The following is an 11,902-nucleotide window of genomic DNA, read 5'->3' as shown; positions in this document are numbered from 1 at the left end:
GTTGTCAGATGGCGACCCAGATGGCCTCGGACTCGGCCACGATGTTGCGGTCGTCATCGATCAGAGCGGCGGCGGTGTGATGCTTGCGGCCGGACACGGACAGCGTCCAACCCACAGCGACATAGCGCTTTCCAACCGTGATCGCCTGCCACTTGGTGACAGACAGCGTGCCGAGCAGGCACAGCGTGTCCTTGAATGCACTCGCCGGGTAACTCGAGCAGTCCAACGCTGCCCAGACGATTTCGAGCGGCACGGTGCCACCGGGATCGGCGACGGTGTCGTCAGGAACGAACGGTGTGGCGGTGACGGCCGCATCGGGTTCGAGCGGGCCGGGCGTGACATGCAGGCCGTCGCTGCGCTCCGGTCCGCAGACGAAGCAGTCCGACAGCATGTGCCGCTGCCCGCGCCACGGGTGTGCCGCAGTCGCGCGCTCGGCCTCGGCGAAGGTCGGCCACGTCGGTGGCACGACGACGCTGGGGGCCGCTGGTCGTGCCTCGGCAATGAGACCACCCTCGTACAGCACCGATACGACGTCGCCGACGCGGTGCACGGCGAGTTCGGTCTCCAGCGGCGGGGGCTTGCGCAGGACGACTCGCGCCGGTCCGTCGATGAACTGCGCGATGGAACCGCAGGCGTAGCCGCCGTTCGCCGAATCGGGGGGTCCATTGAAGCGACGGCCGATCCAAATCGAGCCGATCTGCGCCGCAGTATCGATCACCTCGGTCATGGCTACTCCCCGTCGTGCTGCTGTATCGGACCTTTCCAATAACATCGCGCGGCACGCGCAAACCGCATCGCTCAATCCGGCCAATTCGGATATGGCCGAAACGGGCAATAGGCCGGCGGATGGCGTTCGGGGGAGTGAAATTCCAGGTCAGCGCCAGAATTGCGTGAGATAGCTGCCGAATCTCGACCAGTCCGCAGGCACCCCGGACAGTTCGAATAGCCAATACACCGCGTCGAAAAAGGCGGCATTGATGGACGGCACCCAGAGCAGAGCGAGCACCGCGAGCAGGCCCAGCGGCTTGTATTGGTCGAGCGCTCGGCGGGTTTTTGGCGATAGCGAGGGCTCGATCGCGCCGTAGCCGTCGAGGCCGGGAATGGGCAGCAGGTTCAGCACGGCCGCGGTGATCTGCAGAAAGGCGAGGAAGCTCAGCCCGAACCAGAACGCGGCGTGAGTGCCGTCGGCGAGGATTCGGATGGCGGCGAGCAGCGCGATCGCGAGCACGACGTTCACTGCGGGACCGGCCAGGCTGATGCGCCGCTGCATCGCCGGGCCGAACAAGCCTGGTCGGACGTACACCGCGCCGCCGGGCAAGCCGAAGCCGCCGAGCGCGATGAAGGCGATCGGCAGTGCGATCGACAGCACCGGGTGGCTGTAGCGCAGCGGGTTCAGCGTGAGGTAGCCACGCACCTCAACTTCGTGGTCACCGGCCCGCCAAGCGGTGTAGGCGTGCGCGAACTCGTGCAGGCACAGGCTCACGATCCAGCCGGCGACGACGAGCACGAAGACGCCGGCCCGCGCGGCGTTGGACGTCGTGTCGCTGCGCCATGCCAGAACTCCGCCCGCCGCGGCCAGCGCGACAATGCCGAGGAAAACAGGACTCGGCCGGACCGCGCCGGAAATTCGCGCAGTACTCAGCGGACCAGCTTCCACGGTTCGGTGTGCCGATAGAACGTCGAGCGGCGAACGGTCCGATCGCTGGAAACGCCGTCCCGCGTGACCACGATCCCCTCCGCGCCAACCTGCGCCGCCCGGCCAGGCACCCACCTGAGCCGGCGCAACTGCCCGCGCACCGCGCAGGCGCGAAGACCTGGAAACTCGCCGGTCGGGGAAATATGTACCGAGTTCGCTTTGCCCTCGAAGATTTTTGTGTCGTCAACAAAACCCTCGCCGAACAGGGTGTCCCCGTCCGGGCCGTCGATGCGGGCCTTGCCGACGAGCACGATGCCCATATCGTCGCGAATCAACGGGACATCGGTCGCCTTGCCGCTCACGGCCCGCTTGGCCGCCGCAGCTCCGGTGCCGGTGCGGTAAATCGCGGACCCGGCCGATCGCTCCACCGGGACGTAGGCGATTTCGATATCGAGTCGTTCCAGGCGCATGAGGCGGGTGAGGACCGCGGCGAGCGCAGCATCACGACCAAGCACGATGAGCCGAGGAGCGGAGTCGGTGTCGAGGGGTACAAGCGTTTCGTCGATCTCGTCGTCGAGCGGGATCGGTGCAGCCGATGCGGTGGACAGTGAGGCGAGCGTGATCGGCACCGGCACGTCTCCGCAGCGGAGTACGAACCTGGTCAAGCGCTCTCCCTCCTCCGACAAGCCGGTCGCAACGACACAGTTCCGATCGCGCCGGGCTCGACAGCCACCTTAGCCGTCGACGAATCGGGGCAGCCGAACGCCAAGGCACGACGCGCTCGACCCGGCGGCTGCGGGATGTGGCGACCGACGATCAGGCCCGGCCCGCGGGGGTGAGGTGCCCGCGAGGTGTGTTCGGTTGGAGTAGGACACGCGTACTGCACTAGACTGGCCTCCCGGCCGATGCCTCTCGACGGCAGACGCTGCAGCTTGCGAAGGTGCGCTGCAATTCGACTCGCAGGAGAGACCATGCCGGCAATCGTCCTCATCGGCGCCCAATGGGGCGACGAAGGTAAGGGCAAGGCCACGGATCTACTCGGCGGCCGGGTCGATTGGGTCGTCCGCTATCAGGGCGGCAACAATGCGGGCCACACGGTCGTTCTGCCGAATGGCGACAACTTCGCGCTGCATCTGATCCCGTCCGGCATCCTCACCCCGGGCGTCAAGAACGTGATCGGCAACGGCGTAGTTGTGGATCCGGGCGTGCTGCTCGACGAGCTGGCGGGCCTGGAGAAGCGCAACGTCGACACCTCATCGTTGCTGCTCAGCGCCGATGCGCACCTGATCATGCCGTATCACGTGGCCATCGATAAGGTCACCGAGCGCTTCCTCGGCAATGCCAAGATCGGCACAACCGGCCGCGGCATCGGGCCGTGCTACCAGGACAAGATCGCCCGCGTCGGCGTTCGTGCCGCCGATGTGCTCGACGAGAAGATCCTCGCCCAGAAGGTTGAGGCCGCGCTCGAGATCAAGAACCAGGTCCTGGTGAAGATCTACAACCGGCGCGCGCTCGACCCGGCCCAGGTTGTCGACGAGGTGCTGGAGCAGGCCGAGGGCTTCGCTCACCGCATCTGTGACACCCGCCTGCAGCTCAACACCGCGCTCGAGCGCGGCGAGACCGTCCTGCTCGAGGGTTCGCAGGGCACGCTGCTCGACGTCGACCACGGCACCTACCCGTACGTGACGTCCTCCAACCCCACCGCCGGCGGCGCCGCGGTGGGCAGTGGCATCGGCCCGAACCGGATCACCACCGTGCTCGGCATCCTGAAGGCGTACACAACTCGCGTCGGCTCAGGCCCGTTCCCCACGGAACTGTTCGACGAGTCGGGTGCGTACCTCGCCAAGACTGGCGGCGAGGTCGGCGTGACCACCGGCCGCGCCCGCCGCTGCGGCTGGTTCGACGCGGTTATTGCGCGCTACGCCACGCGCGTCAACGGCATCACCGACTACTTCCTCACCAAGCTCGACGTGCTCTCGAGCCTCGACACGGTCCCGATCTGCGTTGCCTATGACGTGGACGGCGAGCGCATGGACGAAATGCCCATGACGCAGACCGGTTTTCACCACGCGCGGCCGATCTACGAGGAGATGCCGGGCTGGTGGGAGGACATCTCCGGTGCACGCAGCTTCTCCGATCTGCCGCAGAATGCGCAGAACTACGTGCTGCGGCTCGAGGAACTGTCGGGCGCCCGGATCTCGTGCATCGGCGTTGGGCCGGGTCGCGATCAGACGATCGTGCGGCACGACATTCTCGCCTGAGCCGGCGTAGATCAGCGAACCGGCATGGTTCCTCGCCGGGCGCTTCCGAGCAGTGGGATCGGCTGGCGTAGTTGGATCACCTGCCACACCGGTAGCTTTCGACTGCGCTGGGCGACCTGCCCGCGCGGGGTCACCGCAAGCGAGACCGTGGCCACGCATTCGCCGAACCGCAATTTCTGCAAGGCGGCGTTTTCGACAACCATATTGACACCATCGACCTCGAGCGTCGTTCTGATTTCGAAATCGATGCGGCCAATCGGGACGCCGTTCGAACGCAACTCGATCCACGGCCGGTGGGTGGCCTCGACGCGATGCCGTGCAAGGGGAACGCACTCGCACCCGCCGTGAAGGGTGTTCGCGGCAGCTCTTCGTAGCTGGTCGTAGCGCAGCCAACCGCCGATCAGCACGTCGCTCAGGTCGATATCGAGAAGACTCGAAGCGGCTGAATTGATTTCGCGTTCAACCATATTGCGGGCGCCGTCGCTGAGCGTCCGCGTTGCGCGTCCCGCAAAACCGGCCAGATCCTGCGGACCGAGCAGATCTGCGAGCGCTGTTGCGTGTTCGCCGGAACCGAACATGACGTCCGCAGCTGTGGTTCTCGATTCGGTACTCATCGGTCCACCTCCTTGACCGTTGTGGTGACTTCGCCCGGGAAGGCGTCAATGCGAATGGTTGGCCCAGGGTCCGAATTCGGATCTGGGGTTGTGCTGACGACCGGCGCCGAATCAACTTGGGGCAGGGCGGCGATCCTGCTATCGACCGGTCGCTTGCCGCGGCGAATCTGATGGCGGAGCAGGGCGCCGGCCCCGAGTGCGACGAGCACCGCCGCGGCGATCCACGGCAGGCTTCGGTCGCCTGGGTCCACCTTCTGTGATGTCGTCGTTGTTGTTGGTGTCACGATCGGTGTGGTCGTCTCGACCGGCGTGGTCGTCTCGACCGGTCGGGTTGAGGTCGTCGTTGTCGTCGAGGTGGTCGCTGCCACGATTCGCACGTCACTCTCGCGCGAGTAATCGACGGCGGACGAATCCGAAGACTGGTAGTTGGGGCACGAGGACGTCGCAGTGAGGGTGTGGAATCCGATCGTTGCGGTGTCGTTGACGGGAACGGTGACTGTGAAGCCCCCGCCCGGTGCCGAGTCCGAATAGCCAAGGGAATCGGCGGTGATCGTGACGGTGCACAGCGGCCAGCCGAACCCGGAGACGGCAAAGCTCTGCCCCTGCGCGGCCGTTGCGGGCGCACTCAGGACCGGGTTGTAGGTGAGTGGCGGGTCGGTGGTCCCGCAGTTCTCGCCGCCACCGGAAGTTTCGCCGCCACCCGTGGCGTCGGGATCCGAACCGGCGGTCGTTGTCGTCGGGACGGTTGCGGTCGAGCAGTCTTCCCCGGGGTATGACTGCCCCCCAGCCCACCCCGGCGACACCAGTATCGCCACCGCGAGGCCTATGAGCACCGCGCCGATCATTCGGTTCGTATCGATCTTCATCTCGCCTCCCCGACCACTCGGGTGCGGCTTGTGGCCGCATCGATGAATCGAGAGTGCGCGCGTTGGAATGAATGGTCGCGAGTAGCGCGACACTCGTTATTTCCCGATCGCGGCGAAGCCCGGCATGACGTGTACTCGGGAAATACACTCGCCGCATGCCGACCGCATGGCCGACAGTGGTGAGACAGCGGCACGTCGAGACGGTTGCCGCACAACTTCGTACCCGCAACGGTCATACCGGCGTGGTCCTGGTCGGCGGACCCGGTGTCGGGAAGACGACTCTGGCGCGCAGCGTGGTCAAGGCCGCGCGGGCGCAGGCACGCTGGGTGGCCGGAACCGAAACGGCGCGCGGGATTCCGCTTGGTGCGCTCACCCATCTCGTCGACGTCACGGGTGCCGCCGAACCGCACACCGTTCTCCGTGCTGCCCGTTCGCAGCTGCTCGGGGACAACAAGGAAATAGTCATCGGCGTCGATGACGCGCACATGCTCGACGAGCTGTCCGCGACGCTCGTGCACCAACTCGCGATGGAACATGCCGCGGCGTTCATCGTCACCGTCCGCAGCGGCCAACAGATTCCGGACGCGATCAGCGCGCTGTGGAAGGACGATCTGCTAACCCGCGTCGATCTCATGCCGTTCACTCGCGCGGAGGTTGGTTCGGTCGTGGAGTCCGCGCTCGGCGGCCCAGTGGAGTCGGTGAGCGCCGACCGGATCTTCGAAACCTCGGGTGGGAACCCGTTGTTCCTGCGGCATCTGGTGGAAGGCGCTCAGCAAGCGGGCCAGCTGCGCGAGGTGGCCGGGGTCTGGCAGTTGCGCGGTGAGACGGTGATTACCGGTGAACTGTCCGCACTGGTTTCCGCGCGGCTCGACGTTATGCCGGAGGGCGTGCTGCAGGTGATGGAGACGCTGGCTTTCGGCGGGAGCCTGGATTTGGATGTGCTCGTCGCACTGCGCGGGCGTGAGGCCGTCGAGGCGGCCGAACGGGTGGGCATGGTGCAGCTCGGCGGACCGCCGAATCGCCTGAGCGTCACCGCGAGTCATCCCATCTACGGCGAGGTGGTGCGCTCGGCCACCGGGGTGCTGGAGGCCCGGCGGATCAGAAGCGAACTGGTACAAGAGCTTTCGCGCCGATCTGCGGATCACGTGAGCGACAGGATCCGCATCGTCGATCTCGCGATCGGTAGCGACACCCCACCGTCGGTAGAGGCACTGACGGTGTCTGCTGCGGACGCCCTCACGCTGGGCGACGTCGTGGTGGCCGAGCGGTTCGCCCGGCATGCCTGGGCCGATGGCGCGGGACTGCCGGCACAGCTGTTGCTTGCGGTGTCGACCGCCTGGCAGGGCAAGGCCGCGGAAGCGGAGGCCGTGCTCGCGCAGGTTGACACGGAAACGATGAACGATTTCGAACTCGTGATCCTCGGTACCGTGCGCGCCTCGAATCTCTTTTGGGGACTCGCTGATTCGGAACGGGCGACCGCCGTCCTCGAGGAACTGCGGCCGCGGCTGACCTTCCAGGCCGGCGCCGATCTGGTGGAGATGCTGGAGTCGCAATTTATCGGGCGGCTGCCGGATTCACTACGTGCCGCTCGGGCGGTGCTGGATTCGCAGCTGCGCCTTCCGGTTGTGCGCGGGTGGGCCTCGTTCATCGCCGCATCGGCGCTGAGCCAGATGGGCGATCTCGGCGAGGTGAGCGCGCTCGTCGACGACGGCCTCGAAGCCGCTGCGCAGGGTGCATCAGGGCTGCTGCGGTTCAACGTCGGGCTCGCGGAGGTCCCGATGTACCTCGCGCTCGGCCCGTGCGACGACGCCGAGCAGGCCGCCCGGCGCTACCTCGATTTTGCGATCGGGCAGCAGCCGGCGCGGGCCAAGGCCGGTGTGCTGCTCGGGTTTGTGCTGTCGCGGCGCGGCCGATTGCGCGCGGCGAAGGCTGAGTTCACCCAGGCCATCGCCGCGCTGCGCGGCGTCGGGTACGTCTGGGAGTTCCTCGCATCGAGCTATCTGTGCATCACGTGCGCCGCGCTCGGGGATGCGGATGGAGCCGAGGAGGCGCTCGTCAGGGCCGAGCGGTTGGTCGGGGGTGTTCGCGGATTGTTCGCACCCGACGTCGAACTGGCCCGGGGATGGCTCGCGGTGACGCGCGGTGAGACGAGCGCCGCGATCGCGCACGCCCGCTCGGCTGCCGAGCTAGCGTCCGCGTCATCCCGGTTCACCGTTGAGACGGATGCCTTGCTCACCGCGGCGCGATTCGGCGACCGCACGGTCGCCGAACGGCTGTCCGAGCTCGCCGCCGAACTCGACGGGGAGACGGTGCGGGTGGCTGCGGCGCATGCCGTGGGAGTGGCCGAGCAGGATGGGCTCGCATTGGCTGCGGTCGCGACCCGCTGGGAGGAGCTCGGCGTGCTCGTCTGTGCCGCCGATGCCGCCGCGCAGTCCGCCGCTGCCTACGACCGCGCGCACGATCGCCGTTCGAAGACCAATCAGTCCGGTATCGCTTTCCGGCTCGCCGCGGCATGCGATGACGCGCGGACGCCGGCGCTGCGCGAGGTGGCGCAACCGTTACCGCTCACGGGCAGGGAGCGAGAGATCGCGTCGATGGTGGCACAGGGTTTGTCCAACAAGAAGATCGCGGAGAAGCTCTACGTTTCGGTCCGCACAGTCGAGGGCCATATCTACCGTGCGTGCAGCAAGCTCAATGTCTCCGACCGTGACGGTTTGGCGGAGGTCATCAAGCGCGCAGGGTAGGTCGGCACGAGTAGTCCGAACGCGTATTCGCTGTGGCTCGTTCGGTTTTCACTGCGGGATTGTGCGTGATTCGAGTAGTCGACTACTCGTGAATGTGCGTGCGTACGGGGTCATGCTCGAGTCCTGAACCGGCCGCGATGTCCGCGGGAACAGGCTCAGTGCAAAGGCGATCGGGCATCGTCGCCCGATCCACAGGATTCCGCGCTAGCGCGCGGCGAACTATTGGACTGAATTTCGATGCCACTGACTCTAGAATCACAAGATATGGCGATCAGCTGGCCCTTGGTCGAGCGACGCACCGAATTCGACGTCATAAAATCGGCACTGTCCTCGCGTGCGGATCGGTGTGGCGTCGTGCTGACCGGTGACGCCGGGGTTGGCAAAACAACCCTCGCGCGCACGGTCACGAAGTCGCTCGGCTCCGAAGTCCGCTGGGTCGCCGGCACCGAGTCCGCGCGCAGCATCCCACTTGGCGTATTCGCCCATCTGGTGAGTTCCTCGACGTCGCGTGATCCGGTCACCTTCATGTCAGCGGCCCGCGAGTCGCTGCTCACCGGCGATCACTCGGTGATCGGCGTCGACGACGCGCACTTGCTCGACCAGCTCTCCGCAACGCTGCTGCATCAACTGGCGATCGACCGGGCTGTGCGCATTGTCGCAACGGTGCGCAGCGGCGAAACGGTGCCCGACGCGGTCACTTCGTTATGGAAGGACGGACACCTCGTCCGTCTGGACCTGTCGCCATTCACCAAGGAGCAGAGCATCGGATTCGTGGAGAAGGTGCTCGGTGGCCAGCTCGAAGGGCTCTCCGCGGATGTGATGTGGGAGTCCTCGGGCGGCAATGCGCTGTTCCTGCACCATCTGGTCGAGGGCGCTCAGGAGTCCGGCGCGCTGCGACAGGTGCGTGGCATCTGGCAACTCCGCGGCCGCACCGAGATCACCTCCGAACTCGCCTCGCTGCTGGAAAGCCGGGTCGACCAGTTGCCGAGCGAGGTCCTGCAGGTGCTCAAGCTGCTGACCTTCTGCGAGCCACTCGATCTCGATGTGCTGTGCGAACTCGCCGGTGAGGAGGCCGTCGAGGAGGCCGAGGCGCGGCATCTGGTGAAGATCGAGCCAGACGGTGCGACGCTGAACGTCAGCTTCAATCACCCGCTGTTCGGCGATGTGATTCGTCGCCGTGTCGGGCTCGCCTCGTCGCGACGCCTGCGCGGGCAGTTGGTCAGTGCGCTGCGGACGCGTCCGCTGGACACCGCTTCGGCCCGAATTCGACTGGCGGAGTTGGCACTCGACAGCGACCAGCAGGCGGACGCGGAACTTTTCACGAGCGCGGCGGTAGATGCGACGTTGCTCGCGGACCACCCACTCGGCGAACGCCTCGCCCGCGCAGCGTTCGATACCGGCGGTGGCTTCGATGCCGCAGAGGTGCTGGCCCGCACTCTGCTGTGGCAGGGGCAGCCGAACGAGTGCGAGCGGATCCTGGCCTTCTTCGATCCGGACACACTCGATCAGGTGCAGTTGGTCCGCTGGGGCAGTGCCCGAGTGTCGAATCTGTTCTGGTCGATGTGTGATTCCGAGCGTGCCGACGAGGTGCTCGCGCTCGTGCAGCCACGCATAGACAACCCAGCGCTCGCCGAGATCATCGCTGGGCTAGGTTCTGCTTGCGCGGCATTCGAGAACCGGCTCGACGACGCATTGAGTCAGGCTCAAACGGTGCTGGCTAACGACAGGGCGCTGCCCGCTGCTGTCGAGTGGGCATCGTTCGGGGCGATGTGGTCGCTCGCGCTCATGGGCCGGTGCGCCGATGTTGCGCCGATCGCCCAGCGGTTCCACCGGTCGGTGGCGAAGTCGGATGCCCTGTTGCGATTCCCGACGGAAATGGGCGAGATCCTTTCCATGACTTACTGCGGTGATTTCGCAAGAGCTCGATCGCAGGCGGAACGGGGTCTCGATTTCTCCTCGGCCGGACAGTATTTGGCCTGGGGGATGGCGAATTTCCTGATTGCCACCGTCGACCTCGCCTCGGGCCGATGCCTGGACGCGGCAACTCGGATTGAGCAGGGCCTCGCCGCCACGGTGTCCGATGCGCAGACAACCTGGACCTATCCCGCGCTGGCGGAGCTCGTGCAGGCTTACGCGGCACTGGGGCGTTGCGATGACGCGACACGCAACCTGTCCGAGGCCGAACATCGGGCCGGGCGGCATCTTGCCATCTTCGCACCGAAGCTGAAGCTAGCCGAGGCATGGCTGCGCGCCGCGGAAGGTGCCGTGACAGGCGGTATCGAGACCTGCCACGCCGCAGCGGATTCGGCGGCAAGCGCGCATCAGTTCGCGGTTGAGGCCGACGCCCTTCATTCCGCCGCTCGGTTCGGGGACCGCACAGTCGCCGAGCGCCTTGGGGCGCTGGCCGCGCAACTGGGCACCCGGCTGATCGGCATACACGCCCGTCATGCCGCGGCGGTGGCTGCGGACAACGGAGCCGAATTGGATGCCGCGGCAGCCGAATACGAGCGAATCGGTGCGCTGCTGTCGTCGGCCGATGCGTCCGCGCAGGCGGCGAGCGCGCACGAGCGGGCCGGCAACAAGCGCGCCACGGCAGAATCCGCTGCGGCCGCAAACCGCAATGCCGCCGAGTGCGGCGGCGCGATGACGCCCGCGCTGCGGACCTCCGCGCAGCCGCTGCCGCTCACGGTTCGAGAACGCGAGATTGCGAACCTCGTCGCCGCAGGCTTATCGAACAAGCAGATCGCCGAACGTCTCTACGTCTCCGTTCGGACGGTCGAGGGGCATATCTATCGGGCGGGCGGGAAGCTTGATGTCGCCGATCGGGAAGGGCTTGCCGCGCTGATCAAGGCGGGCGAGCAGAAGCCGCCCGGCGCGCGGTAGGAATCAGAACAACACGGGCGCCGAGCGCTCAAAATAGGACGGGCTCGCCGAAGCCCGGCGTGCGCTCGATCGCGAGCAGCGTCGTTTTGGTCACCGCACCACCGAAGGCAGAGAACCCGCCGAGGTTCGCGCCGGAGGCCAGGACGCGGTGGCACGGCACGATGATCGGGATCGGGTTTCGCCCGAGTGCCTGCCCAACCGCCTGGGCGGCGCCGGGCGCGCGCATCCGCTGTGCGACGTCGCCGTAGCGCAGCGTGTGGCCCGGTTCGATCGCGCGGGCAATCGCGTACACCTTCGCGTCGAATTCGCTGACGCCGCCGAGGTCCAATTCGATCCAGCACAGGTCGTCGAGTTCGCCCTCCAGGTGCGCGCGAACCCCATCGAGTGCGGTCTGCACGGCCTGCGGCGGCGAACCTTCCACGGCGCCGCTGCGTCCGATGCGGATCCGGGTGGTCTCGTCGTCCGATTCGGGCAATTGCAGACGGGCGATGCGGTCGCCCTTCCAGGCGAGGCCGCACCGCCCGATCGCGGTATCGAACAACGTGTAGGCCAGCACATCGTCAGTGTGCGCGCTGGGACCGACAGACCTGTCCTATTGACCAGTCCAGTTGCGTCGAACTGGACTGGTTGGCGTGCTCAGGATGCTGGATTCCGGCTCCCGAGCGTGCACGGCGAGAAGATCGGCGTAGAGCCGTTCCTTGTCGTGGTCGGCCGGAAGCAGGCCTGCGAGCGGTGCGGCCGGCCGGAACTGATCCAGGCGAAACACCTTTCTACTGGTGGAACGGGGTGCGAAGGAGAAGATCGCGGTGGCGAACAGGGCCAGCACGATCAGCGTTGCCAGTGCTGTCATGACAACCATGCTGCAGAAATCTGGACTTTGATTAAATAGCCAGTAGCG

Annotated in this window: 10 protein-coding genes; 3 read left to right on the top strand and 7 right to left on the bottom strand. The window is 66.5% G+C overall.

Going from position 1 to position 11,902, the window contains the following annotated elements; genetic code table 11:
- Positions 1-4 precede the first annotated feature (4 nt).
- The 3 genes from A8G08_RS21615 to A8G08_RS21605 form a co-directional block, all read right to left on the bottom strand.
- On the bottom strand, positions 5-727 hold the full coding sequence (locus tag A8G08_RS21615; RefSeq protein WP_068278704.1) for a hypothetical protein: 723 nt from the start codon (positions 725-727) through the stop codon (positions 5-7).
- A 147-nt stretch (positions 728-874) separates the two neighbouring features.
- On the bottom strand, positions 875-1,657 hold the full coding sequence (locus tag A8G08_RS21610; protein WP_068278702.1) for a site-2 protease family protein: 783 nt from the start codon (positions 1,655-1,657) through the stop codon (positions 875-877).
- The gene (locus A8G08_RS21605) at positions 1,639-2,301 is read right to left on the bottom strand and encodes a hypothetical protein (RefSeq protein WP_068278772.1); all 663 of its coding nucleotides are present in this window, start codon (positions 2,299-2,301) and stop codon (positions 1,639-1,641) included. Before A8G08_RS21605 ends, A8G08_RS21610 begins: the two co-directional genes overlap by 19 nt.
- A gap of 306 nt (positions 2,302-2,607) precedes the next feature.
- On the opposite strand from A8G08_RS21605, the gene A8G08_RS21600 reads away from it, so the two are divergent.
- A complete protein-coding gene (locus A8G08_RS21600; RefSeq protein WP_068278700.1) occupies positions 2,608-3,897 on the top strand; it encodes an adenylosuccinate synthase in 1,290 nt (429 codons plus the stop codon).
- 11 nt (positions 3,898-3,908) lie between these two features.
- On the opposite strand, the gene A8G08_RS21595 is transcribed toward A8G08_RS21600, so the two are convergent.
- On the bottom strand, positions 3,909-4,511 hold the full coding sequence (locus A8G08_RS21595) for a hypothetical protein (protein WP_157108723.1): 603 nt from the start codon (positions 4,509-4,511) through the stop codon (positions 3,909-3,911).
- Complete coding sequence (locus tag A8G08_RS21590) at positions 4,508-5,377, bottom strand: hypothetical protein (RefSeq protein ID WP_068278695.1); 870 nt, start codon at positions 5,375-5,377, stop codon at positions 4,508-4,510. The genes A8G08_RS21595 and A8G08_RS21590 overlap by 4 nt, the downstream gene beginning before the upstream one ends.
- A gap of 155 nt (positions 5,378-5,532) precedes the next feature.
- Between A8G08_RS21590 and A8G08_RS28280 the strand changes: the two genes are divergently transcribed.
- Together A8G08_RS28280 and A8G08_RS21580 are read left to right on the top strand one after the other, a co-directional pair.
- Positions 5,533-8,121, top strand: coding sequence for a helix-turn-helix transcriptional regulator (locus A8G08_RS28280; RefSeq protein ID WP_068278693.1), 2,589 nt, complete (start codon positions 5,533-5,535; stop codon positions 8,119-8,121).
- 264 nt (positions 8,122-8,385) lie between these two features.
- A complete protein-coding gene (locus A8G08_RS21580; RefSeq protein WP_068278690.1) occupies positions 8,386-11,004 on the top strand; it encodes a helix-turn-helix transcriptional regulator in 2,619 nt (872 codons plus the stop codon).
- A gap of 28 nt (positions 11,005-11,032) precedes the next feature.
- Here the strand turns inward: A8G08_RS21580 and A8G08_RS21575 are convergent, their stop codons facing one another.
- Positions 11,033-11,560, bottom strand: a complete 528-nt coding sequence (locus A8G08_RS21575; RefSeq protein WP_068278688.1) for a methylated-DNA--[protein]-cysteine S-methyltransferase — start codon at positions 11,558-11,560, stop codon at positions 11,033-11,035.
- Between the two features lie 36 nt (positions 11,561-11,596).
- Complete coding sequence (locus A8G08_RS21570; protein WP_157108722.1) at positions 11,597-11,854, bottom strand: hypothetical protein; 258 nt, start codon at positions 11,852-11,854, stop codon at positions 11,597-11,599.
- Between the last annotated feature and the right edge of the window lie 48 nt (positions 11,855-11,902).

The sequence above is a fragment of the Aldersonia kunmingensis genome, assembly GCF_001646865.1.
GTDB classification, from domain to species: Bacteria; Actinomycetota; Actinomycetes; order Mycobacteriales; family Mycobacteriaceae; genus Aldersonia; species Aldersonia kunmingensis.
The sequence above is the reverse complement of the archived record's forward strand: the minus strand, read 5'-3'. Positions and strand labels throughout refer to the sequence as shown.